Source organism: Nonomuraea rubra (assembly GCF_014207985.1).
Classification (GTDB): domain Bacteria; phylum Actinomycetota; class Actinomycetes; order Streptosporangiales; family Streptosporangiaceae; genus Nonomuraea; species Nonomuraea rubra.
The window spans coordinates 8,421,548-8,444,874 of the sequence record NZ_JACHMI010000001.1; the positions used below are offsets into that span (position 1 = coordinate 8,421,548).

25 protein-coding genes and 1 riboswitch are annotated in these 23,327 nt (G+C 73.3%); of the genes, 7 read left to right on the plus strand and 18 right to left on the minus strand.

Annotated elements, in window-relative coordinates; all coding sequences use genetic code 11:
• Positions 1–218 precede the first annotated feature (218 nt).
• From thiE to HD593_RS38250, 3 genes are read right to left on the minus strand one after another with little or no spacing between them, the layout of a single operon-like run.
• Positions 219–857: a thiamine phosphate synthase gene (gene thiE / locus HD593_RS38240; protein WP_185106774.1), complete on the minus strand. Its 639-nt coding sequence runs from the start codon at positions 855–857 to the stop codon at positions 219–221.
• A complete protein-coding gene (locus HD593_RS38245; RefSeq protein ID WP_185106775.1) occupies positions 835–1,209 on the minus strand; it encodes an Rv2175c family DNA-binding protein in 375 nt (124 codons plus the stop codon). The genes thiE and HD593_RS38245 overlap by 23 nt, the downstream gene beginning before the upstream one ends.
• Before the next feature lie 30 nt (positions 1,210–1,239).
• Positions 1,240–2,403 carry an NAD(P)/FAD-dependent oxidoreductase gene (locus HD593_RS38250; RefSeq protein WP_312904005.1) on the minus strand — a complete coding sequence of 388 codons (1,164 nt, stop codon included), beginning with the start codon at positions 2,401–2,403 and terminating at the stop codon, positions 1,240–1,242.
• 58 nt (positions 2,404–2,461) lie between these two features.
• A riboswitch (TPP riboswitch) is annotated at positions 2,462–2,578 on the plus strand.
• On the opposite strand from HD593_RS38250, the gene HD593_RS38255 reads away from it, so the two are divergent.
• From HD593_RS38255 to pknB, 4 genes are all read left to right on the plus strand, one after another.
• Positions 2,568–3,803, plus strand: a complete 1,236-nt coding sequence (locus HD593_RS38255; protein WP_379478832.1) for an FAD-dependent oxidoreductase — start codon at positions 2,568–2,570, stop codon at positions 3,801–3,803. Its footprint overlaps the riboswitch before it by 11 nt.
• On the plus strand, positions 3,800–4,000 hold the full coding sequence (thiS, locus tag HD593_RS38260) for a sulfur carrier protein ThiS (RefSeq protein ID WP_185106778.1): 201 nt from the start codon (positions 3,800–3,802) through the stop codon (positions 3,998–4,000). Before HD593_RS38255 ends, thiS begins: the two co-directional genes overlap by 4 nt.
• Positions 3,993–4,748, plus strand: a complete 756-nt coding sequence (locus tag HD593_RS38265; RefSeq protein ID WP_185106779.1) for a thiazole synthase — start codon at positions 3,993–3,995, stop codon at positions 4,746–4,748. Before thiS ends, HD593_RS38265 begins: the two co-directional genes overlap by 8 nt.
• Positions 4,749–4,853: 105 nt before the next feature.
• Positions 4,854–6,779 (plus strand): Stk1 family PASTA domain-containing Ser/Thr kinase, encoded by a 1,926-nt coding sequence (pknB, locus tag HD593_RS38270; protein ID WP_185106780.1) that lies wholly within the window; start codon positions 4,854–4,856, stop codon positions 6,777–6,779.
• Between the two features lie 35 nt (positions 6,780–6,814).
• Here the strand turns inward: pknB and alc are convergent, their stop codons facing one another.
• The 3 genes from alc to HD593_RS38285 are packed head-to-tail and all read right to left on the minus strand — an operon-like array spanning position 6,815 to position 10,223.
• On the minus strand, positions 6,815–7,759 hold the full coding sequence (gene alc, locus HD593_RS38275; RefSeq protein WP_185106781.1) for an allantoicase: 945 nt from the start codon (positions 7,757–7,759) through the stop codon (positions 6,815–6,817).
• Positions 7,756–9,069: an allantoinase AllB gene (gene allB, locus HD593_RS38280; protein WP_185106783.1), complete on the minus strand. Its 1,314-nt coding sequence runs from the start codon at positions 9,067–9,069 to the stop codon at positions 7,756–7,758. The genes alc and allB overlap by 4 nt, the downstream gene beginning before the upstream one ends.
• Entirely contained in the window at positions 9,066–10,223 is a 1,158-nt protein-coding gene (locus tag HD593_RS38285; RefSeq protein WP_185106785.1) for a glycerate kinase, read from the minus strand. The genes allB and HD593_RS38285 overlap by 4 nt, the downstream gene beginning before the upstream one ends.
• Before the next feature lie 176 nt (positions 10,224–10,399).
• Between HD593_RS38285 and HD593_RS38290 the strand changes: the two genes are divergently transcribed.
• A complete protein-coding gene (locus tag HD593_RS38290) occupies positions 10,400–11,551 on the plus strand; it encodes a winged helix DNA-binding domain-containing protein (protein ID WP_312904006.1) in 1,152 nt (383 codons plus the stop codon).
• A gap of 5 nt (positions 11,552–11,556) precedes the next feature.
• On the opposite strand, the gene HD593_RS38295 is transcribed toward HD593_RS38290, so the two are convergent.
• The 7 genes from HD593_RS38295 to uraD form a co-directional block, all read right to left on the minus strand.
• A complete protein-coding gene (locus tag HD593_RS38295) occupies positions 11,557–11,769 on the minus strand; it encodes an EF-hand domain-containing protein (protein ID WP_185106788.1) in 213 nt (70 codons plus the stop codon).
• A 91-nt stretch (positions 11,770–11,860) separates the two neighbouring features.
• Complete coding sequence (locus HD593_RS38300) at positions 11,861–13,234, minus strand: 8-oxoguanine deaminase (RefSeq protein ID WP_379478833.1); 1,374 nt, start codon at positions 13,232–13,234, stop codon at positions 11,861–11,863.
• Positions 13,231–13,701 carry a (2Fe-2S)-binding protein gene (locus HD593_RS62295; protein ID WP_185106790.1) on the minus strand — a complete coding sequence of 157 codons (471 nt, stop codon included), beginning with the start codon at positions 13,699–13,701 and terminating at the stop codon, positions 13,231–13,233. Before HD593_RS62295 ends, HD593_RS38300 begins: the two co-directional genes overlap by 4 nt.
• Positions 13,701–14,561 (minus strand): FAD binding domain-containing protein, encoded by an 861-nt coding sequence (locus HD593_RS38310; RefSeq protein ID WP_185106792.1) that lies wholly within the window; start codon positions 14,559–14,561, stop codon positions 13,701–13,703. Before HD593_RS38310 ends, HD593_RS62295 begins: the two co-directional genes overlap by 1 nt.
• A 5-nt stretch (positions 14,562–14,566) precedes the next feature.
• Positions 14,567–15,430, minus strand: coding sequence for a factor-independent urate hydroxylase (gene pucL / locus HD593_RS38315; RefSeq protein ID WP_185106794.1), 864 nt, complete (start codon positions 15,428–15,430; stop codon positions 14,567–14,569).
• The gene (uraH, locus tag HD593_RS38320) at positions 15,431–15,730 is read right to left on the minus strand and encodes a hydroxyisourate hydrolase (protein WP_185106796.1); all 300 of its coding nucleotides are present in this window, start codon (positions 15,728–15,730) and stop codon (positions 15,431–15,433) included.
• Complete coding sequence (gene uraD / locus HD593_RS38325) at positions 15,727–16,218, minus strand: 2-oxo-4-hydroxy-4-carboxy-5-ureidoimidazoline decarboxylase (RefSeq protein ID WP_185106798.1); 492 nt, start codon at positions 16,216–16,218, stop codon at positions 15,727–15,729. The genes uraH and uraD overlap by 4 nt, the downstream gene beginning before the upstream one ends.
• 163 nt (positions 16,219–16,381) lie before the next feature.
• On the opposite strand from uraD, the gene HD593_RS38330 reads away from it, so the two are divergent.
• Positions 16,382–17,221: a deoxyribonuclease IV gene (locus HD593_RS38330; protein WP_185106800.1), complete on the plus strand. Its 840-nt coding sequence runs from the start codon at positions 16,382–16,384 to the stop codon at positions 17,219–17,221.
• A gap of 357 nt (positions 17,222–17,578) precedes the next feature.
• Here the strand turns inward: HD593_RS38330 and HD593_RS38335 are convergent, their stop codons facing one another.
• From HD593_RS38335 to HD593_RS38355, 5 genes are all read right to left on the minus strand, one after another.
• Positions 17,579–19,093 (minus strand): sodium:solute symporter family transporter, encoded by a 1,515-nt coding sequence (locus tag HD593_RS38335; RefSeq protein ID WP_185106801.1) that lies wholly within the window; start codon positions 19,091–19,093, stop codon positions 17,579–17,581.
• Positions 19,090–19,380: a hypothetical protein gene (locus HD593_RS38340; RefSeq protein ID WP_185106803.1), complete on the minus strand. Its 291-nt coding sequence runs from the start codon at positions 19,378–19,380 to the stop codon at positions 19,090–19,092. Before HD593_RS38340 ends, HD593_RS38335 begins: the two co-directional genes overlap by 4 nt.
• Complete coding sequence (locus HD593_RS38345; protein ID WP_185106805.1) at positions 19,377–20,117, minus strand: LytR/AlgR family response regulator transcription factor; 741 nt, start codon at positions 20,115–20,117, stop codon at positions 19,377–19,379. The genes HD593_RS38340 and HD593_RS38345 overlap by 4 nt, the downstream gene beginning before the upstream one ends.
• A gap of 66 nt (positions 20,118–20,183) precedes the next feature.
• Positions 20,184–21,344, minus strand: coding sequence for a sensor histidine kinase (locus HD593_RS38350; protein ID WP_185106808.1), 1,161 nt, complete (start codon positions 21,342–21,344; stop codon positions 20,184–20,186).
• Between the two features lie 54 nt (positions 21,345–21,398).
• Complete coding sequence (locus HD593_RS38355) at positions 21,399–21,995, minus strand: molybdopterin-dependent oxidoreductase (protein WP_312904007.1); 597 nt, start codon at positions 21,993–21,995, stop codon at positions 21,399–21,401.
• A gap of 250 nt (positions 21,996–22,245) precedes the next feature.
• On the opposite strand from HD593_RS38355, the gene aroF reads away from it, so the two are divergent.
• Positions 22,246–23,268, plus strand: coding sequence for a 3-deoxy-7-phosphoheptulonate synthase (aroF, locus tag HD593_RS38360; protein ID WP_185106812.1), 1,023 nt, complete (start codon positions 22,246–22,248; stop codon positions 23,266–23,268).
• Positions 23,269–23,327 lie beyond the last annotated feature (59 nt).

Consider the following 23,327-nt stretch of genomic DNA (forward strand, 5'->3'; position numbering starts at 1 on the left):
GCGAGCACCGCACCACACACGGCACCGCAAGTCAGACGCGGCACCGCAGGTCACGCGGGCACCTTGCGCCGCCGGCCTCGCATCACGCCCGCGCGTGCTGCGGGCACCGCCCCACCGTCGCCACGCCCGCACCGCAGGTCACGCGGGCGCTGCTGCTTGCGGGGCGCTGTGCGCGGGGATGACGGAGGCGCCCGCCGTGAAGGGCGGGCGCCCGGTAGTCAGCCGGCCGAGAGCCGTTTGGCGAACTCCGCCGCCGCCGCCCCAGGGTCGTCGGCGTCGGTGATCGCCCGCACCACCACCACGCGCCGCACCCCGCACGCCATCACCTCGTCCAGGTTGCCGAGGTCGATGCCGCCGATCCCGAACCACGGCCGCGAGGTCTCCAGCGACGCCGCGTGCCGCAGCAGCGGCGGGCCGGGAGCCGGGCGGCCCGGCTTGGTCGGGGTGGGCCAGGTGGGGCCGCAGCAGAAGTAGTCGACGCCCTCCTCCACGGCCGCGGCGGAAGCCTCGGCGGCGGAGTGGGTGGACCGTCCGATGACGATGTCGTCGCCGAGTATCTCTCGCGCGACCATCACAGGAAGGTCGTCCTGCCCCAGATGGAGCACGTCGGGCCGGGCGGCGTAGGCGATGTCCGCCCGGTCGTTGACGGCCAGCAGCTTGCCGTGCCGGTCGCAGGCGTCGCGGAAGACTTCGAGGAGCGCGAGTTCTTCGCGGGCCTCCAGGCCCTTCTCCCGCAGCTGGATGATGTCCACGCCGCCGGCCAGCACCGAGTCGAGGAACTCTGCCAGGTCGCCGCGGTCGCGGCGGCCGTCCGTGCAGAGATAGAGGCGGGCCTCAGAAAGCGAGGGCTTGGGCACGCCGCTTGACCTCAGTGTGACGGCCGGCCTTGATCGCCTCGATGGGCGACCCCGGCAGGGACTCGTCTGGGGTGAAGAGCCAGCGCAGCGACTCGACGTCGTCGTAGCCGGCGTCCTGCAACACGGTCAGCGTGCCGGGCAGGCCCTTCATCACGTCCTTTCCATCGAGGAACACCGCGGGCACCTGCGGCCCGCCGCTGCCCCGGCGCACGCCGAGGAGCTTGTGGTCCCGGAGGAGTTGCTTGGCTCGCCCGATCGGAAGATCGAGGCGCGTAGCCACTTCGGGGAGGGTGAGCCACTCGTCAACGAGCTGGTCGGTCTCCCGGTCGATCTGTGCAACAGAAAGCGTCACGAAACCACAACTACCACATGCCGTGCTTGCTCAAACAACACAATCTCGTAGGGGTACTTGTGGATCTACCAGGCGTTCCGCGTCGAGGCGCGAGCCTGCACCGATGATCCGCCGCCCCTGCACGAGGTCGCGGGGCCGGTCGACGGCGAGCACGGCGGCCAGGGTGCCGTCGCCGGCGAGCCAGACGGCCGACCACTTGCCCTCGGGCTCGCCGCGGTAGACGAGCCGATCGCCCGCCGGATGGTGGCCGGCGTACTGGAGCATGTGCCCGAACTGCTCGGACCAGAAGTACGGCACCGGATCGTACACCGCCTCCTCCCCCAGCAGCGTCGCCGCGGCCACGTCGGGGGCGTTGAGCGCGGTGTCCCAGTGCTCGACCCGCAGCCTGGCCTGCCAGCGGCGCGACCACCAGGCGGCGCAGTCGCCGACCGCGACGACGCCGGGCAGGGACGTGCGCAGGTGCTCGTCGGTGACGACGCCGTTGTGCAGGTCGATGTCGGCGTCGGCGAGCCATTCGACCGCCGGGCGCACGCCGATGCCGGTGACGACCACGTGGGCCTCGACGAACTCGCCGCCCACCAGCCGCACCCCGCCCTCGTCCACGGAGTCGACCATGGTGCGCAGCCGCAGGTCGATGCCGTCGTACCAGGGCAGTGTGCGCCCCCCGAGCTCGGCGCCGACCGCGGTCGAGAGCGGGGCGGAGGCGGACTCGACGACCGTCACCTCGCAGCCGGCGCGGCGGGCCGCGGTGGCGACCTCGGCGCCGATCCACCCGGCGCCGATGACGGCGACGCGGGCGCCGGGGACGAGCATGGCCCGCAGCTCGTGAGCGTCGTCGAGGGTGCGCAGGACGTGCTGGGGGCCGTCGCCGGGCAGCCGGATCGGGTCGGCCCCGGTGGCGATGACCAGGCCGTCGTAGGCGACCTCGCCCTCGGTGGTCTCCACGACGCCCGCGCGCAGCGACTTGGCGGCGACGCCCGGCCAGAACTCCACGCCGAGCGCGTCGAGGTCGGTGTCGACGAAGCTGGTGTCGGCCTCGCCCTTCAGCACGGCCTTGGACAGCGGCGGGCGGTCGTAGGGACGATGCCGCTCCTGCCCGATCAGGGTGATCCGGCCGGTGAAGCCGCGCCCGCGCAGGGCCTCCACCGTACGCACTCCGGCCAGGCCCGCTCCCACCACCACGACATGGTTCACGTTGATGACCATAACGGGGGGCGTGCGTGGACGTGGCACCGAGGCCGTAGGCTGTTCGGGTAAGACGCGCGGGAGTCCGGCCGTAACCGGGCTGAGAGGAAGGCTTTGCCGGGCCTTCGACCGCAAGACACCTGATCCGGATCATGCCGGCGAAGGGAGCGCAGGTGGATGTGATCGTGGGTGGCGGGGTCGTCGGGCTCTCGGTGGCCTGGCGGATGGCACGCGCGGGGCGGCCCGTCACCGTGGTGGACCCGGCTCCCGGCAGGGGGGCCTCGTACGCGGCGGCGGGGATGCTGGCCCCGGTCAGCGAGGTGACCTACACCGAGGCGCCGCTGCTCCGGCTGGGCGTGGCCTCCCTGCGCCGCTGGCCCGCCTTCGCCGCCGAACTGACCGCCGACGCCGGCCTGTCCACGGACGCCGGCCTGGTCGCGGGCACAGGGCCGCCATCGGGCATCGAGCCCGAATCCAGCGCCGGCACGAGACCCGGCGACGGGTCGGCCGCGGGCGCCGGGCCGGGGTTCGCCGAGGTACGCGGGCTGGACCTGCGGGCGGACGGGACGCTGGATGTGGCGTTCGGGGCCGACGACATGGCGGCGCTGGGCGAGCTGGCCGCGTACATGGAGAAGCTGGGCCTGCCGGTCGAGCGCCTCACCGGGCGCGAGTGCCGCCGCCTGGAGCCCATGCTGGCCCCCTCCGTGCGCGGCGGCCTGCTGGCGCCCGGCGACGCGTGGGTGGACCCGCGCCGCGTGACGGCGGCCCTGCTGGCCGCGCTGGAACGGCTGGGCGTCCCGCTGGTGCGGGCCCGGGCGGCCGAGTTCCTGTACGAGGGCGGCCGGGTCGCGGGAGTCCGCCTCGCACCGCCACCGGCCCCCGAGGACGGCATCGGACGGGAGGTGCGGGGCGACCGGGTCGTGCTGGCGGCGGGCGCGTGGAGCTCCGAGCTGGCCGAGGTGCCGGTGCGGCCGGTCAAGGGGCAGATCATGCGGTTGCGCTCCCCGCAGCCGCTGCTCGGCCGGTGCGTACGCGGCACCGTGCACGGCTCGTCCGTCTACCTGGTCCCCCGGGGCGACGGCGAGCTCGTGGTCGGGGCCACGCAGGAGGAGATGGGGTTCGACACCAGGGTGACGGCCGGCGGGCTCTACGAGCTGCTGCGGGACGCCAGGGAGCTGGTGCCTGGCGTCACCGAGCTGGAGGTCGCCGACGTGGTGGCGGGGCTGCGGCCGGGGACGCCGGACAACCTGCCGCTGATCGGCCCGAGCGGTACGCCGGGGCTGGCGTACGCGACCGGGCACCACCGGGGCGGCGTGCTGCTCGCCCCGCTCACGACCGCGATCCTGCTGGGCGAGGAGAGCGAGCTGGCGGCGCTGTGCGCGCCCGGGAGATTTCGGGAAATTTCATGATTGTTGTGATCAACGGTTCGACCCACGAGGTGGCCGACGGCATGACCGTGGCTCAAGCCGTACATACCCTGACCTCGGCCACCACCGGAGTGGCCGTGGCCGTGAACGACGAGGTGGTCACGCGCGGCGCCTGGGAGACGACGGCGCTGCGCGACCGTGACCGCGTGGAGGTTCTGACGGCGGTGCAAGGTGGATGATCTGATCATCGCCGGGGAGAAGTTCTCCTCCCGGCTCATCATGGGGACGGGCGGCGCGCCCTCGCTGGAGGTGCTCGACCAGGCGCTGGCGGCGTCCGGCACCGAGCTGACGACGGTGGCGATGCGCAGGCTCGATCCCGGCGCCCGCGGCTCCGTGCTGGACGTGCTGCGCGAGCGCGACATCAAGGTGCTGCCCAACACCGCGGGCTGCTTCACCGCGGGCGAGGCCGTGCTGACGGCCCGGCTGGCCAGGGACGCCCTGGGCACCAACTGGGTCAAGCTGGAGGTCATCGCCGACGAGCGCACGCTGCTGCCCGACCCGATCGAGACGTTCGACGCGGCCGAGCGGCTGGTGGCCGACGGGTTCGTGGTGCTGCCGTACATCGGCGACGACCCGGCGCTGGCGCGGCGGCTGGAGCAGGCCGGCTGCGCGGCCGTGATGCCCCTGGGCGCGCCGATCGGCTCGGGGCTGGGCATCCGCAACCCGCACAACATCGAGCTCATCGTGGAGGCCGCCTCCGTCCCGGTGATCCTCGACGCCGGCATCGGAACGGCCAGCGACGCCGCGCTGGCCATGGAGCTGGGCTGCGACGCCGTCCTGCTGGCCACGGCCGTCACCAGGGCGCAGCGGCCCGATCTGATGGCCTCGGCCATGAAGGCGGCCGTGGTGGCCGGCCGGCTGGCGCGGCAGGCGGGCCGCATCCCGCGCCGCCGCTACGCCGAGGCCTCCTCCCCGATGACGCCCTGAGCCCGGGCGCGGAGGCGTTCCGGCAAGCACGTTACGGGAACGTCTCCGCATCGGTTTCGGGCGCCGGGGCCATGTCGGTGGCAAATCGCCCGTAAACTCAGCGGGGTGGATACGACGACTGCGGACCCCCTGGTCGGGCGGCTCCTCGATGGGCGCTACCGCATCGAGAGCCGGATCGCCCGGGGCGGTATGGCGACCGTCTACCTCGCGCTGGACATCCGGCTCGACCGGACGGTGGCGCTGAAGGTCATGCACCGCTCGCTCGCCGAGGACCCGGCGTTCGTCAGAAGGTTCATCGGCGAGGCCAAATCGGTTGCCAGCCTCTCGCACCCCAACGTGGTGCACGTCTTCGACCAGGGCACCGACAACGACGTCGTCTACCTGTCGATGGAGTACGTCCCGGGCCGGACCCTGCGCGACATCCTCCGGGAGCGCGGCAGGCTGCCCGCCCGCGAGGCGCTCGAGATCATGATCCCGGTGCTCGCCGCGCTCGGCGCGGCCCACCAGGCCGGGATGGTCCACCGTGACGTGAAGCCCGAGAACGTCCTGATGACCGACGACGGCCGGGTCAAGGTCGTCGACTTCGGCCTGGCCAAGGCGATCGAGGCGACCAACCAGACCCGTACCGGCGTGATGATCGGCACGGTCGGCTACATGGCGCCCGAGCAGGTCATCACCGGCGCCGCCGACGTGCGCAGCGACGTCTACGCCGCGGGCATCATGCTGTTCGAGCTGGTGACGGGGCAGCAGCCGTACGACGGGGAGACCCCGATGTCGGTGGCCTACCGGCACGTCCACGACACGGTCCCGGCGCCGTCGTCGCTGGTGCCGGAGGTGCCGCCGCTGATCGACACGCTGGTGGCGGGCGCGACCGCGCGCGAGCCGGAGCACCGCCCGGCCGACGCGACCGCGATGCTCGTGGCCGCGGTCGACGCGCACCGCATGCTGCCGCGCACGACCGTCCCGCCGGGCACCGGCCCGGTCCTGTCGCACTCCCAGCCGCTCGCCGCGCCCCCCGGCACGGCCTCGGCGCCGTTCGGCGCGCCGTCGATGCCGCGGCCCGCGCCCGCGCACACGCTGGTCCAGCCGCGGGCCGAGGTGCCCGAGCAGCGGCGCGGGTTCCGCCCCAACTGGTTCCTGGTGGCGCTCGCCGCCGTGATGGTCGTGGCGGTCGGGCTGACCGGGTGGTACTTCGCCCAGCCCGAGTACGTCAGGGTGCCCGACCTGGTCGGGCAGAACCTCACCGCGGCGGAGAAGAACCTCGCGGGCGCCGGGCTGCTGATGCGCAAGGCCGAAGGCCAGTACGACGAGAAGGTGGCCGAGGGCCTGGTCCTCAGCACCGATCCGGCGGCCGACGCCGAGCTGGAGAAGGGCTCCACGATCACGCTGGTGCTCTCGCTCGGCCCCAAGCGCATCGTGGTGCCCAACGTCGAGGGCAAGACCCCCAACGAGGCGCGCGCCGAGATCGCCGGGGCCGGGCTGACCGTCGGCACCGTCAAGCGCCTGGCCAGCCAGGACGTCGAGCGCGACAAGGTGATCCGCACCTCCCCGCAGTCGGGCGAGAGGCTGAAGGAGGGCACCAAGGTCAACATCTACGTCAGCGCCGGGCTCACCATGCCCGACGTGGGCGGGATGCCGAAGGACCAGGCCGCCGAGTTCCTCAGCCGCCAGGGCTTCCAGGTGCAGGTCAACGAGGTCGACGACGACGCGGAGCCGTGCACGGTCATCGCCCAGGCGCCCAAGGCCAAGGCCGAGGTCGACAAGGGCGCGCAGGTCATGGTGACGGTGGCGCGCTGCCAGACCGACATCTGGGACTTCTTCCGCAGGCACGGCGAGGCCAGGGACGGCGACCAGTTCGCCCTGGTGCCGGGGGTGATCGGCAAGAACGTCAACGACGCCAAGGCCGAGCTGGAGGCGCTGGGCTTCCAGGTGCGGGTGCAGCGGCTCGGCGGTGGCGGCGTGGTGCAGTACCAGCGGCCGCTGCCGAACAGCGAGCGCCCGGCCGGCAGCACCGTCTACCTCTGGCAGTGAGCCGGACGCGCGTGCCCGCAGGGGCACGCGCGGGGTCAGGCCAGGTGGCCGTGCAGGCGGACCCTGGCCAGGCCGCCGTCCGGGTAGATGTCCACGCGCACGTGCGTGACCGGCTCCGCGGAGCCGAGGCGGAAGCGGTGCGGCGTGTCGGGCTGGAGGCGGGTCCTGGGCAGCAGCTCGACCTCGCGCTCCCCGTCCAGCCCGGTCAGCGCCACCGCGGCGGGCGCGTTGAACAGCAGGTTGGTGGTGTCGATCTCGGCCAGCCTGACGACGCCGCGCCCGGCCAGCCGGATGACGAGCCAGTCGTTGCCCCCGCCCCGCCGCCGGGCGGTCTCCCAGCCCTCCGCCTGGTGCCTGGCCAGGCCGGGCGCGATGACGTTGTTGGGCGCGGAGTAGAACTCGTCGGAGCAGGCGGTGACGAGCCCGCCGTTGGCGAGTGCGGCCAGGTCGAGCCCGAGCCCGTCGTGGACGGTCAGGTCGGGGCGGGCCTCCCCGTGCACGCGCAGCCGGGCGACGCCGCCGTCGGGGTGGATGTTGAGCCGTACGTGGGTGTAGCGGCCCTGGTCGAGCACCTCGAAGGCGTGCTCGGCGTCTCCTCCGAGCTTCGAGAGCGGCACGAGCTCCGTCCACGGCGCCGCCAGCACCTCGTCCGGTGACGGGTGCCCGCCGACGGCCGTGGCCTCCACGGAGGCGTGGGTGGGGTAGTTGCCCTTGAACCAGGCCGTGTCGATCACGACCCCGCGGATCACGCCCGGCACCCCCAGCCGTACCAGGGCCCAGTCGTGCCCGGGCGCGCGCCTGCGCCGGGTCTCCCAGCCGTCGTACACCTGACCCTTGCCGCCGAACGTCCCCGGCGTGAAGCCGGGCCTGCCCGGCCTGATCAGGCTCTCCTTCTCGGCGAACGACTCGTCGCTGGCGGCCACCACCGAGCCGCCGAGGGTACGCAGGGCCAGGTCGGGCAGCGTGGTGAAGGAGCTCATCCATCGCCTTTCATGAGCAGTCGTCCGTGCGGCCGGCCGTCCACCGGCCGCCCGCGCAGCCAGGTGGTCAGGACGGCGCCCTTGAGGGTGCGGCCGTGGTAGGGGGTGACGGGGTTCTTGTGGTGGAGGCGGGCGGCGTCGACGAAGGTGTCGGCGGCGGGGTCGAAGGCCACGAGGTCGGCATCGTTCCCGGTCTTTATCCCGCCTTTTCCGGTGATGCCCGCCAGGGCGGCCGGGTTGGCCGACATCCAGCGGACCACGTCCCCCAGCCCGTGCCCGCGGCGCGCGGCCTCCGTCCAGACCGCCGTCAGCCCGAGCTGGAGCGAGGCGATGCCGCCCCACGCGGCGGCGAAGTCGGGCACCTTGAGGTCGGCCGTCGAGGGTGAGTGGTCGGACACGACGCAGCTCAGCACGCCGCGCGCCAGCCCGTCCCACAGCAGGTCGCGGTTGGCCAGCGAGCGGATCGGCGGGCAGCACTTGTACGCGGTCTCCCCCTCGGGCACCTGCTCGGCCGCCAGCGTCAGGTAGTGGGGGCACGTCTCGGCCGAGACCGGCACGCCGCGGGCCCTGGCCGCCTCCAGCACCTCCAGGCACTCGGCGCTGGAGACGTGCAGGACGTGCACCCGGCACCCGGTCTCCTCCGCCAGCCGCACGACCTGCGTGACGGCGCTGCGCTCCGCGGCTCCCGGCCGCGAGGCCAGGAACTCCCGGTAGCCCGGCCCCTCTGGTTCGGCCAGCAGCTCGGGATCCTCGGCGTGCACGATCATCATCCCGCCGAACCCGGCGATCTCCTCCAGCGCGGCCCGCAGCTCGGCGGGGCCGAGCGGCGGGAACTCCGCCACCCCCGACGGCGACAGGAAGCACTTGAACCCGTAGACCCCGCGCTCGTGCAGCGCCGCCAGCTCCTTGGCGTTCCCCGGCACGGCTCCGCCCCAGAACCCGACGTCCACGTGGCACTGCCCCTCGGCGGCCCGCAGCTTGGCGTCCAGCGCCTCGCGGGAGACGGTGGGCGGCAGGGAGTTGAGCGGCATGTCGACGATCGTGGTGACGCCTCCGGCCGCCGCGGCCCTGGTCGCGCTGGCGAAGCCCTCCCAGTGCGTACGGCCCGGCTCGTTGACGTGGACGTGCGTGTCGACCAGGCCGGGAAGCAGCGCCAGGTCGCGCAGGTCCACCTCCTCGGCCGCGGGCAGGGGGGCGGCGTAGTCGTGCAGGGCGGCGATCTTCCCACCCCGCACGGCGACGGCGGCGGGCCGCTCACCCTCGGGCGTGACGGTCCTGCGGGATCTGACGACGAGATCGTACGGGGTCATCCATCGCCCTCCAGGCGGCGGTCGGCGGCGAGCCGGGTGGCGAGGCGTTCGAGCAGGGGGCCGGCCTCCGCCATGCAGACGGCCGGGTCGGGCTCCAGGTCGGTCAGGGCGTAGGCGGCCTCGATGCCCGCCGCCTTCAGCTCGGCGTCGCTGAGCGTGCGGCGCCCGCAGACGGCGACCACGGGCACGCCCGCCCTGGCCGCGGCCTGCGCGACGCCGACGGGGGCCTTGCCGCGCAGCGACTGCTCGTCCAGCGACCCCTCGCCGGTGATCACCAGGCGGGCTCCCTCCACCAGCTCGCCGAACCCGAGCAGGTCGAGCAGGTAGTCGATGCCGGGCCTGATCTCGGCGTGCAGGAACGCCAGCGCCGCGAACCCGACACCGCCGGCCGCGCCCGCTCCCGGAGCCCCCGCCACGCCCATGGCGCGGACGACGTCGTCGTGCTCGACGGCGCCCATGAGCCCGTGCGTGGCGGTGGCGACGGCGGCCAGGCGGGCCAGCGCCGCCTCCAGGGTCTTCACGTCGTCGGGCGTGGCGCCCTTCTGGGGGCCGTAGACGGCGGCGGCGCCGTGCGGGCCGAGCAGCGGGTTGTCCACGTCGCTGGCCACCACGAACTCGACGCCCGAGACGTTCATGAAGCCCGACAGGTCGATGCGGGCCAGCTCCTTGAGCGCCGCCCCGCCCCTGGGCAGGTCGTCGCCGTCGCCGTCGAGCAGGCGGGCGCCGAGCGCCTGGGCCAGGCCCGCTCCCCCGTCGGTGCAGGCGCTGCCGCCCAGCCCGAGCACCACGCGCTTGGCGCCGCGGCGCACGGCGTCGGCGATCAGCTCGCCGGTGCCGTAGCTGGTGGCGGTCAGGGGCTCGCGGTCGCCGGGCAGGCGGCGCAGGCCGGACGCCTCCGCCAGCTCGACCACGGCGGTGCCGGCGGGCTGCCAGGCGTAGGAGGCCAGGACGCGCTCGCCGGTCGGGCCGGTCACCTCGATCGTGATCCGCTCGAAGCCGCAGGCCACGGCGGCGTCCACGGTGCCGTCACCGCCGTCGGCGACCGGGAGCTCCACCGTGGGCACGCCCAGCCCCGCCGACACCCGGGCGGCCACCTCGGCGGCGGTCAGCGACCCCTTGAACTTGTCCGGGGCGACCAGAACATGCTGAACCACTACGAACTCCCACCTGATGATGAACAATGTCCAGACACGCCTTCCTGCCCGGTGCGAGCGGGCAGGAAGGCGTGACTCATCATCACATCCCGCGCCCGGCCGGGGCAGACCGCAGGTGGCCGAAGAGCGGCTCGCGCCCTCCTCCCACTAGGCTCACCGCAGGAAAGGGGGCGTTCGTGCGGATTTCTCAAGCCCAGCGTCGAGCCCGGCTCGGAACCAGGCACCTGCTGGCGGGCAAGGCGGCCACCCCGGAGGAGGCGGCGGCGGCCGTGGTGGCGCTGCACGGCACGGACCCTGCGACGGTGTTCCTGTCGGCGGGCGCGCGCCTGACCGCGCCGGGCCCCGAGCCGGTCGAGCGGGCCCTGTACGCGGACCGCACGCTGGTGCGGATGACCGGCATGCGGCGCACGGTGTTCGTGGTGCCGTCGGAGCTGGTGCCGGTCGTGCACCATTCCTCGGCGCTGGCCATCGCCCGCAGGGAGCGCGCGTCGGTGCTGAAGACGTTCGGCGAGGGCGGCTGGGACGAGGCGCGGCTGAAGGACGTGGAGGCGTCCGTGCTGCGGCTGCTGGCGGAGTCGGGCGACGCGACGGCGGCCGAGCTGGGCAGGCTGGAGCCGCGGCTGCGGGAGCAGGTCAGGGTGGCCGTGGGCAAGCCGTACGAGGGCGTGGTGAGCATCGGCTCGCGGCTGCTGGCCCTGATGGCGATGGACGGCCTGCTCGTACGGCGGGCCCGCGCGGGCGGCACCTGGGTCAGCGGCACCCACTACTGGGGCCTGGCGCCGGAGATGGCCGAGCTGGCCGCGCACGAGGCGCAGGCGGAGCTGGTGACCCGGTGGCTGGCGGCGTTCGGGCCCGGCACGGAGGCCGACCTGAAGTGGTGGACCGGCTGGACGCTCAAGGACGTGCGCCGGGCCTTGTCCGCCGCCGGCGCGGTGGCCGTGGAGCTGGACGAGGGCACCGGTTACGTGCTGCCGGGCGACGGCGAGGAGACCGCCGTGCCCGAGCCCTGGGCGGCGCTGCTGCCCGCGCTCGACCCGACCCCGATGGGCTGGCAGGCCCGCGACTGGTACCTGCCGCCGGAGCACCGGGCCGAGCTGTTCGACCGCAACGGCAACGTGGGCCCGACGGTGTGGTGGGACGGCCGGGTGGTGGGCGGCTGGGCGCAGCGGCCGGACGGCGAGATCGTCTGGCGGCTGCTGGAGGACGCGGGCGGGCAGGCCGTGGCCGCGATCGAGGCCGAGGCGGCCGGGCTGGCCGCCTGGCTCGGCGAGGTCAGGGTCACTCCCCGCTTCCGCACCCCCTTGGAGCGGGAGCTGTCGCGCCCCTGAGATCGTCAGGACACCGTGCGGACGAACTCCTCGAAGGAGTAGCGGCCGTCCTGGTCGGAGTCGGCCTCCTGGCTCATGGCGCCGAGCGCCTCCGCCGGGAGGTCGGGGAAGTGCCGCTTCAGCTCGGCCTCGCTGATGTAGCCGTCGCCGTCGGTGTCGATCGAGGCGAACGCAATCTTGAGCTCCGCCAGCCGCTCGTCCGGGAGTTCCGCCGTCACGGGACCGCCTTTCCTGCTCGTTTCGGGACATTCCCACCCTAGTGGTCGCGACCTCATGGACAGCGAACCCGCACTCAGGCGTGCCGGCGTTCTAGTGGATCTGTTCGGGGGCGGTGAAGCCGCGTTCCCGCGCCAGCCGCGCCAGCCGCCGCTGCGCCCGCACCCCCGCCCGCCCCGCCTCGTCCTGGGGGACGGTCCGCAGCTCGCCGTCGGACACCACCGTGCGCCCGCCGACCAGCACCCTGGCCAGCGGCGGCACGGGCCCGAAGACGAGCGCGCAGACGGGGTCGGCGACGGCGGCGGTGTGGGGACCGTCCACCCGCCACAGGGCGATGTCGGCCAGCTTGCCGGGCTCCAGCGAGCCGAGCTCGTCCTGACGCCCCAGGTTGCGGGCGCCGCCCAGGGTGGCCAGCTCCAGGACCTGCCGGGCGGTGAGCGCGCGCGGCCCGTACCGGGCGCGCTGGAACAGCAGGGCCTGCCGCATCTCGCCGGCCAGCGGTGTCAGCTCGGAGGAGGCGCTGCCGTCGACGCCGAGGCCCACGTTCGCGCCGTGTGCGAGCAGCTCCGACACGCGGGCGATGCCGGCGCCGAGCCGCCCGTTGGAGGAGGGGCAGTGCGCCGAGCCGGTGCCGGTGGCGGCCAGCCTGCCGATGTCGTGGTCGCTGAGGTGCACGGCGTGCGCGAACCACACGTCCGGGCCGAGCCAGCCCAGCTTCTGCATGTAGTCGACGGGACGCAGGCCGAACTGCTCGCGGCAGTGCTCGTCCTCGTCGAGGGTCTCGGCCAGGTGCGTGTGCAGCCGCACGCCCTTCGCCCTGGCCAGCGCGGCCGACTCGGTCATCAGCTCGGCGCTGGCCGAGAACGGCGAGCACGGCGCGACCGCCACGCGCACCATCGAGGAGAACGACGGGTCGTGGTAGGCGTCCACGGCCTCGGCGGTGGCGCTCAGGATGTCGTCCAGCTCCTCGACCACCTCGTCCGGCGGCAGGCCGCCCTTGGACCGGCCGCGGTCCATGGAGCCGCGCGCCGGGTGGAAGCGCAGCCCCACGGCGCGGGCGGCCTCGATCTCGGCGGCCAGCAGGTCGCCCCTGCCCTTGGGGAAGATGTAGTGGTGGTCGCTGGTGGTGGTGCAGCCCGACAGGGCCAGCCAGCTCAGCCCGGCGGTGGCCGCGCCCTCGACCACCTCGGCGTCCATGGCGGCCCACACCTCGTAGAGCGCCACCAGCCACTCGAACAGCGTGGCGTCCTGGGCCAGGCCCTGCGAGGCCCACTGGTAGAGGTGGTGGTGGGTGTTGACCAGGCCGGGGGTGGCCAGGCAGCCGGTGCCGTCGATCCGGGGGACTCCCGGGGCCTCGGGTGCGGGCCCCGCCGCCACCTCGGCGATCCGGTCCCCCTCGATGCGGATGTATCCGGATTCGAGCTCGGGGCCGGCGACGGGGGCCACGTGGACGTTCTCGATGATCACCGGGCCTCCTTGCGGGAGGCGGCCAGGCGTACCGCGTCCAGGATCTTCTCGTAGCCGGTGCACCGGCACAGGTTGCCCGCCAGCGCCTCCCTGATCTCGGCGTCGGACGGGCGCGGGCGGCGTTCGAGCAGGTCGTGCGCCTGCACGATCAGCCCGGGCGTGCAGAAGCCGCACTGCACCGCCCCGCACTCCACGAACGCCTCCTGCACCGGGTCGAGCCGGTCGCCCTCGGCGAGCCCCTCGACGGTACGCACCCGACGCCCCTCCACCTGCCCTGCGGCGACCAGGCAGGCGCAGACCGGCACGCCGTCCAGGTAGACCGTGCAGGAGCCGCACTCGCCCTGCTCGCATGCGTTCTTGGAGCCGGGCAGGCCCAGGCGCTCGCGCAGCACGTACAGCAGGCTCTCGCCCTCCCAGACGTCGTCGGCGCTCTCCTCGCGGCCGTTGACGACGAAGCTCACACGCATCAGGCGGCCCTCTTCTCCAGGTGGTCGTTCCAGGCCCAGGCGAGCGTGCGCCGGGCCAGCACGCCGATGGCGTGCACGCGGTAGGCGGCGGTGCCGCGCACGTCGTCGATCGGCGCGGCGGCCCGCGCGCACAGCTCCCCGAAGCGCCTGGCCAGCGCGGGCGTGAGCGGCGCCTCCCAGTCGAGCTCGGCGGCCAGCAGCTCCTCGGCCTCCAGGGCGCGGCGCGGGGTGGGCGCGGCCGAGCCGAGCCCGGTGCCGACCCGCCGCTCGCCCGGGTGCAGCGCGATCGCGAACGAGCACACCGCGATCACCATGGCGTTGCGCGTGCCGACCTTGGAGAAGTACTGCGGCCCGGTGGCGGGCGGCACGTGCACGGCCCTGATCAGCTCGTCCGGCTCCAGCGCGCTGCGCTTGACCCCGCGGTAGAACTCGGCGGCCGGGATCATCCTGACGCCCCGCTCGCGCGACTCCACCTCGACCGCCGCCCCGGCCGCCAGCAGCGGCGGATGGCTGTCGCCGGCGGGCGAGGCCGCGCCCAGGTTGCCGCCGACCGTGCCGCGGTTGCGGATCTGCGGCGAGCCGACCGTGCGCGACGCCTGCGCGAGCCCCGGCAGCGGGCCGCCGAGCTCGTCGACGACCACCGCGTACGGCACCCCGGCCCCCACCCGGCACAACCCGCCGGTCATCGACCATTCACGCAGCTCGGCCACCTGGTTGAGGTCGAGCAGCGCGGGCGGCCTGCGCACGTCGAAGTTGATTTCCACCATCACGTCGGTGCCGCCCTGGATGGGCACCGACTCCGGCTGGTCCGCCTTGGCGGCCAGCGCCTCCTCCCACGTCGTGGGGCGCAGAAAGTCCATCTCCCCTACTCCCAGGCGAATCCGGCGTCGGGGGCGTCGTCGCGCAGCACGCCGCCCTCGATCAGCCCGTACGGCCGGTCGGCGGCGTGGAAGACCTCGTTCTCGTTGTCCAGGCCGAACGGCGACAGGTCCACGGCGAAGTGGTGCCTGTTCGGCATGGACAGCCTGACCTCGCAGATCTCCGGGCAGGTGGTCAGGGCGCGCTCGCCCATGGCGTACAGGGTCTGCTGGAGCGAGAGGCTGTGAGTGCCGGCGAACGCGTCGATCAGGCACCGCCTGACCTCCTCGTACGACTTCGCGTAGGAGGAGGCTTCCGGCGCGGTGTGCCGCCACCGGGCGGTGACGGCGGTGGCCAGGATGCGGTCGGTGGTCGGCTGGAGCGTGGTGTACTCGTCGGTGATGTAGCCGTGGAACTCCGAGCCCGTCGAGTTCAGCACCACCAGCTCCCGGAGGCCGGACAGCACGGTGCTGCGGCCGTCCTCGTCGTGGTGGACGACGCAGGTGCGGACCTCGCCGCCGTCGCGCACGAACGAGTGCGGGCCCGCGCGGTTCCAGCCGTACTCCTCGATCGTCACCCTGGCGTGCCGGATCGAGGGCTGCGTGGCGACGAAGTGCCTGGCCAGGCGGAGGGCGAACTCCTCGATCTGGCCGACGCCGTACTGCCTGGCGAAGGCGTAGACGGTGTTCTTCTGGGTGTCGGTCGGCAGGACGGCCGAGTTGTCGCCGGTCAGGTGCGCGGCCTCCATGTCGCCGGACAGGGAGGTGCTGACGTTGACGTCCTTGACGTGGTGCACGGGGCCGTCCCTGAGGACGTGGACGAGCCTGGTCTCCGCCTTGCCGTAGCGGTTGGCGCCGAGCTTGACGATCATTCAGCTCCCTCGGTAGGTGGAGTAGGCGTACGGGCTGAGCAGCAGCGGCACGTGGTGGTGCCGGTCGGGGTCGGTGATCAGGAAGGTGACGACGACCTCCGGGTAGAAGGTGTCCTCCAGGTATGCCCCGGTGTCGAAGACGACCCGGTGCACGCCGGCGCCGGGGTTCCAGCCCTGGATGCGGCCGTCGTCGTCGGTGCGGCCCTCGGCCACGACGTCGCCGTCGTGCTCCAGGCGTACGCGCAGGCCGGCGGCCGGCAGGCCGGTGACGGCGTCGAGCACGTGGGTGGAGAAGCTCACGGCTCCTCCCCCACGAGCCTGCTCAGCCGCAGCCGGGTGATGGCGGCCAGCTCGGCCCTGACGACCGCGCGCTCGCGCTCCTCGTCGTTGCCCAGCCGCTCGCGCAGCCTGGCCAGCATCTCGGCGCCGGTGAGCCCGGTGGCGCAGACGAGGTAGACGTGGCCGAACCGCTCCTCGTAGGCCCGGTTGCCCTCGGCGAGCGCGGCGCGCAGGCCGTCCTCCACGCCCGACTGCTCCTGGCGGGACCACGACGCCTCCCTGCCGGCCCCGCCCGGCCGCTCCCCGATCCTGGGATGGGCGCTCAGCGCCTCCAGGACGTCGTCCCAGGCGAGCTCCAGCACCGCCGCCCCGGCGGCGTCGAACAGCCGCTCCGCGTCGGCGTACGGCCGCAGCGCGGCCACCTTCCCGGCGAACGCGCGGGAGGCGCAGCAGGCCAGCAGGTCCGCCTCGGCCTCGGCCGGGGACCGGGCGTTGAAGTCGGTGAGCATGTCAGAAGTACACACACGCGCTTCGTGCCCGGTCCATCCGCCAGAACTCCCAACTCGCGGTCCGGATGCCGGACACTTTTCGTGTCATGCTCCAAGGACGGCAGGCGGGCGCGTGTCGCCGCGACGGAAACGGTCGGGAGCTGCGCCTAAACTGAGAGCCATCATGACCCCAACTTCCCTGATCGGCGGACACGTGTCCGTGACGGGCGGCCTGGCGACGGGCGGCCTCAAGTACATGGCCGAGATCGGCGCCGAGATGATCCAGGTCTTCGTCACCAACCCGCGCGGCTGGGCGCTCACCGAGGGCAAGCCCGACCAGGACGCGAAGCTGGCCGAGTCGGGCGTGGAGACGTTCATCCACGTGCCCTACCTGGTCAACTTCGGCTCGCCCAGCCCGGAGACGCTGGCCAACTCCATCGCGATCGTGCGCCACACGCTGCGCCGGGGGGTGGAGACCGGCGCCAAGGGGGTCGTGGTGCACACCGGCTCGGCGGTGACGCAGTCGCGTGACGACGCGCTGCGGCAGCTGCACGACAACCTGCTGCCGCTGCTCGACGAGATCCCCGAGGGCGGGCCCGACCTGCTGCTGGAGCCGATGGCGGGCCAGGGCGCGATGTTGTGCGCGACGGTTCAGGACCTCGAGCCCTACCTGTCGGCCCTCGACTGGCACCCGCGGGCCTGCATCTGCCTCGACACCTGCCACGCCTTCGCCGCCGGGCACGACCTGGCCGCCGAGGGCGGGGTGCGGGAGACGTTCGACGCGCTGCACACGATCGCGCCGGGGCGGCTCAGGCTGATCCACGCCAACGACTCCAAGGACGTGTGCGGCGCGAAGAAGGACCGCCACGAGAACATCGGGGCGGGGCACATCGGCGCGCAGCCGTTCGCCGACCTGATGCGGCACCCTGCGGTGGCCGGCGTGCCGATCTGCATCGAGACGCCGGGCAAGGCGCCCAAGCACGCCGAGGACATCGCGCTGCTGAAGAAGCTCAGGGACGGCTGACCGCCAGGGATAAATCCCCCACCGGAGCGGCAACCGTGATAGGGGCACCCGCTCACGCGATCCGACCGCCCCCGAGGGCCGGATCGCGGGGCCGCGTGCAGCGGCCTCAGCGGGCGCCCCTTCACGTTCGGCGTGGCGGGCCCCACCCCCCGGTAAGGGGCCCGACCGCCGCGGCGACCTGCGCGTCGCCGGTGAACCCCGCGCACCGTTCCTCTCGATGAGCCTCTCGGCCCGTCCCCCCGATGCGCCGGGAAGGCTTCCGATGCCGAAACACTACGGTTGCGATCTTGTGGGCGAAACCCCGTTTACGGACAGCTCGTCGAACGGTCCGTAGTCATCGATATACGGAGAGTGGTGTTACGACCAGCGGTCGGCGCCACGCGACGAGCGGTAGGTCAGGGGGCCCGCAAGATGTTCGGGCACATGCATCCTGGTCATCATCCGCCCCACCACCCGCGGCACCCGACCCGGTGTGACCAGGGATATCACCATCATGGCGGCAAAGGAGACCGGCACCGCCACCGGGGCGGGGCAGGAAGTCAGCGCGCCCATCTTCACGCCCGCCTGCTCCGCGATCACCAGCACCGCCGTCACGCCCCCGCCGGCCACGAACCCGGCCGCGACCCCCACGTCCGTCAGCCGCCGCCACCAGATGCCCAGCACCAGCATCGGGCAGAACGTGGCGGCGGAGAGGCAGAAGCCCAGCAGCACCAGCGCCATCGACACGCCAGGACCCGTGGCCATCGTCAGGGCCAGCCCGGCCAGCATGACGACGAGCACGGCCGCGCGGAACGAGCGCACCCCCGGCCGCGGCACGCACCCCGACAGCGCGCCCCCGACGGCCACCAGCACGCCGCCCGAGGTGGCCAGGAAGGCCGCGAACGCCCCCGCCGCCAGCAGCCCGGTGAGCACGTCCCCCACGGGCCCGGAGAGCAGCCTGGCGGGCAGCAGGAGCACGATCTCGTCCGCCGCGGCACCCCGCACGTGAACGCTGCCCAGGAGCCCGTACAGCGGCGGCACGACGCCGAACAGGGCCAGCATGACCTGCGTGGCCACGATCGAGCGGCGGGCGCCGCGCCCGTCCCCGCTGGTGTAGACGCGCACGATCACGTGCGGCAGCCCCATCACGCCCAGCGCGCAGGCCACCAGCACGGACAGCACTCCCGGCAGCGACGGGTCGCCGGCCCCCGCCAGCCCGCCGCCGCCGGCCCGGTAGGCGCCCTCCAGCCAGGTGACCGGCCCGCTGACAGGCCCGGTGACGAGCGACGTGCCGGCCATCGCCCAGCACACCGCCCCCACCCCGAGGAACACGGCCAGCTTCAGCCAGAACTGCGCGGCCTGCACGCTCGTCAGGCTCCCCAGCCCGCCGGCGAACGCCACGGCCAGCGCCGCCGCCGCGACGGCCGCCCAGCCCAGCCACGGCGGCAGCCCGGTCAGCAGCCGCACCACCACCCCTGCGGCGTGCAGCTGGGCGACCAGGAACGCCAGCCCGACGAGGAGCACGAAGCAGGTCGTGAACCGGCGCAGCCGCGCCGAGCGCAGCCGCCATTCGGCGAAGTCGGGCAGCGTGTACGTCCCCGACCGCCGCAGCGGCGCGACCACCAGGGCCAGGATGACGACGAACCCCGCGGCGGCCCCCGCCGGATACCACAACATCGGCGAGCCGCGCGTGGCGATGAGCCCGGCCGTGCCCAGGCAGGCGGCGGCCGAGGTGAACTCGGACGTGATCGCGGCGCCGTTCCACCAGGGAGGGACCGCCCTGGCCGCCACGTAGAAGTCGGAGGCGCCGCTGGAGCGGCGCGGTCGTGCGGCGCCCACCATGATGCCCAGAACCAGCACGTAGGCGATCCCGGTCAGCACCGCGACGGTCATCTCTCCAGCCGCTCCGCCCACCTGAGCTGCAGCAGGGACAGGCCCACCCAGACACACTGGACCGCCACCGACATCGCCGCCCACATCCAGGGGCCGGGCAGCCACGCGGCGAGGACCGGCATGCCCACCAGCAGGCCGGCCACGGCGGCGACGGTGCGCAGCGCCCGCCGTAACTGCAGGCCGACGATGGCGGGCACGTCGGGCGAGTCGCCGGGCGGGGACGGCGTGCCGCGGCCGGCGAGCGCGGCGGGCCGCCGCGACACGACGACGCGGCGCCCGCCGGTCACGAGATCACTCCCCTGTGCTGGCGCACGAGCTGCTCGCGCACCTGGCGGCTGTGTCTCCTGCTGACCTGCAGCGTCTCGGTGCCGACGGTCAGCGTCACCCGCCCGCCCTCGAACCTGAGCTCGCTGACGTGCCGGCCCGAGACGAGCGTGCTGCGGTGGATGCGGATGAACCCGGCATCCGACCAGCGCCGCTCCAGCGCGGCCAGCGACATGCGCACCAGGTAGCTGCCGTCGACCGTGTGCAGGCGCACGTAGTCGCCCTTGGCCTCGGCGAACCAGACGGCCTGCTGCGGCACGAACCTGGTGCGCCCGCCCAGCTCGACCGGGATCACGTCGTCCTGGCCCGGCTCGGGCGCCGGGTTGGTGGCGGCCTCCAGCCTGCGCACCGCCTCGGACAGGCGCTCGGCCCTGACGGGCTTGAGCAGGTAGTCGACCGCCTCCAGCTCGAACGCCTGCACCGCGCACTCCTCGTGCGCCGTGACGAACACCAGCCTGGGCGGGCTGGGGAAGCCGCCGACCAGCCTGGCCAGGTCGAGGCCGTCGAGGCCGGGCATGCGGATGTCGAGGAACACCCCGTCGAGCCGCTCGCCGCCGCCGATCATCTGGACCATGTCCTGCAGCGCCGTGACGCCGTCGGCCGCGGTCGTGACGTGTTCGATTCGGTCGTCCTGGCGCAGCAGGTAGGCGAGCTCCTCCAGAGCAGGCACTTCGTCGTCAACGGCCAGGACTCTCAGCATGTCCACCACGCTGTCGTATGAAAGCAGACACCACCAGCGCCACGCTAGCATGGAGTAAGTATTTGACTACAAAGAGCTAAGCTGCGTCTTGGGCACGCGCAGCCGCACCTTCGTGCCCGCGCCCAGCGCCGTCTCCACGACCAGGCCGTAGCCGTCGCCGTAGATCTGGCGCATGCGCAGGTCCACGTTGGCCAGGCCGATGCCGCTGCCCTCGCGTGCCGGGTCCTCGTCCAGCATGCGGCGGGCGCATTCGGGGTCCATGCCCGCGCCGTCGTCCTCGACCGTGATGTGCGCCTCGGGGCCGGCGTCCCGCACCACGACCCGCACCTCGCCGGGGCCGCCGCGCCCGGCCATGCCGTGCTTGATGGCGTTCTCGACCAGCGGCTGCAGGCACAGGAACGGCACCGGCACCGGCAGCACCTCCGGGGCGACCTGCATGCTGAAGCGCAGCTTGTCGCCGAAGCGGGCACGTTCCAGCAGCAGGTAGCGGTCCACGCAGGTCAGCTCGTCGGCCAGGGTGGTGAAGTCGTGCGCCCTGCGCAGCGCGTACCGGGAGAAGTCGGCGAAGTCGAGCAGCAGCTCGCGGGCGCGCTTGGGGTTGGTGCGGACGAACGAGGCGATCGTGGTGAGCGCGTTGTAGACGAAGTGCGGCGAGATCTGCGCGCGCAGGGCGCGCATCTCCGCCTCCATCGCGCGCCGCCTGGAGGCGTCGAGCTCGGCCAGCTCCAGCTGGCCCGAGACCCAGCGGCCGACCTCGCTCACGGTACGCACCAGCGCGGCGCTCACCTCGCCGTCGAAGGCCGTCAGCACGCCCACCACGGTGCCGTCCACCGTCAGCGGCACCGCCACGGCCCCCAGGTCCGGCCCCTGCGGCCCCCCGGGGAACACCTGGGTCCGCCCGGCGGCCAGCGTGGCGCGGGCGTAGGTGAGCACGTCGTCGGTGCACGGCCCGTCCCACGCCAGCGCGGCCTCCGTCGAGGTGATCGCGACGGCGGAGGTGCCGAGCAGGGTGCGCAGGTGCCGTACGGCCTTGCGGGCGGAATCACGGTCGAGCCCCGCACGCAGGGCCGGGGCCGCCATCGCGGCGAGGTGCAGCGTGGTGTACGTCGCGTCGTCCGCCCTGCATGGCTCCGCCGGCACCGCCCGGCCGCGCCACGGCGCGCGGGCGAGGCCGTAGCCCAGGAGGAAGGTCAGACAGCACAGCGCCACGCACACGGTGGTCAGCATGCTGGAAACCGTAACCAATGACGGAGTGTGCCCGGGGGAAAACCGGGAGTTGTGTCAGGGCGGGCCCTCTCCGGGTTCTTCCTGGTAGGAGTAGCGCTGCTCGCGCCACGGGTCGGCCACGTTGTGGTAGCCGCGCTCCTCCCAGAAGCCCCTGCGGTCCTCCAGGAGGTACTCGATGCCGCGCACCCATTTGACGCTCTTCCACGCGTACAGGTGGGGCACCACGATGCGCAGCGGGAAGCCGCGCTCGGGGCTGAGCGGCTTCTCGTCCAGCTCCATGGCGAACAGCGTGCCGGGCGCGGTGAAGTCGGACATCCGCAGGTTGGCGCTGTAGCCGTACTCGGCCCAGATCATCACGTGGTGCACGCCGGGGTCGGGCGGGGCGGCCTCGATGATCGTGGCGGGGGTGACGCCGCGCCACTCGTTGGCCATCAGGGAGAACTTGGTGACGCAGTGGAAGTCGGCGATGCTCGTGTCGCGCGGCAGCCGCTCGAACTCGCCCCAGTCGAAGCGGTGCTCCTCCCCCGACGCCGTGGCCCCGAACACGCGGAAGTCCCAGCTGTCCGGCTTGAACGCGGGCACCCTGCCGTAGTGGATCACGGGCCGGCCGCGTGGAACGTACTGGCCTGGAGGCAGGCGCGACTCCTCCACGATCACTCTCCTCACCGGTCTCGCGTCTTGGGCCATCCTGCCATCGGGCCATCTGTGGTTCGCGGGCGGGTGTGGTGCGGTAGGCTTGCGGACTATGCACGCAGCGTTCCTGTTTTCCTATGGCGGCGGACCCGAGTCCGTTCGCCATCTGGTGCTGCGCTAGCAGACAGGCGAACGAAGGCCCCGGGTCCGATCGGACCCGGGGCCTTCTTGTTTTTCCCGGCAACTTTCCCTCCAGAGGAGCAAGCAGATGGTGATCGTGATGGGGCCCGAGGCCACCGCCGCCGACATCGAGGCGATCGTGTCCGTCGTCGAGGCGGCCGGGGTGGAGGCGTTCGTCAGCAAGGGGGTGCGGCGCACGATCGTCGGCCTGGTGGGCGACGTGACGCAGCTCGACGCGGCGAGCCTGCGGGGCATGGCGGGGGTGCGCGACGTGATGCGCGTGTCCACGCCGTACAAGCTGGTCAGCAGGGAGAACCATCCGGAACGCTCCACGGTCCACGTGGGCGGCGTGCCGATCGGCCCCGACACCGTGACGCTGATCGCGGGGCCGTGCGCGGTGGAGACGCCCGAGCAGACGCTCGCCGCGGCCAGGATGGCGCAGACGGCCGGGGCTGTGCTGCTGCGCGGCGGGGCCTTCAAGCCGCGTACGTCCCCGTACGCGTTCCAGGGGCTGGGCGAGAAGGGGCTGCGCATCCTGGCGGACGTGCGCGAGGAGACGGGCCTGCCGATCGTCACGGAGGTCGTGGACGCCCGGGACGTGGAGATGGTCGCCTCCTACGCCGACATGCTCCAGGTCGGCACCCGCAACATGCAGAACTTCGCGCTGCTGCAGGAGGTCGGCGCGGCCGGCAGGCCGGTGATGCTCAAGCGCGGCATGACCGCCACGATCGAGGAGTGGCTGATGGCGGCCGAGTACATCGCCCAGCGCGGCAACCTCGACATCGTGCTGTGCGAGCGGGGCGTGCGGACCTACGAGACGGCCACCCGCAACACGCTGGACGTCTCCGCGGTGCCGGTGGCGCAGCGGCTGTCGCACCTGCCGGTGATCATCGACCCGTCGCACTCTGGCGGGCGGCGCGACCTGGTGCTGCCGCTGACCCGCGCGGCCATCGCGGTCGGCGCCGACGGTGTCATCATCGACGTGCACCCGCAGCCCGAGCAGGCGCTCTGCGACGGGCCGCAGGCCCTGGTGGACGCCGACCTGCACGAGCTCGCCCAGGTCATGACCGACTTCCCGCCGCTGCTCGGCAAGGCGCCCGCGACCGCCTGACCCGCCGGGCGCCGGGTTCGTACTCATGGGTAACTTGAGTACGAACCCTCATGTGCGGG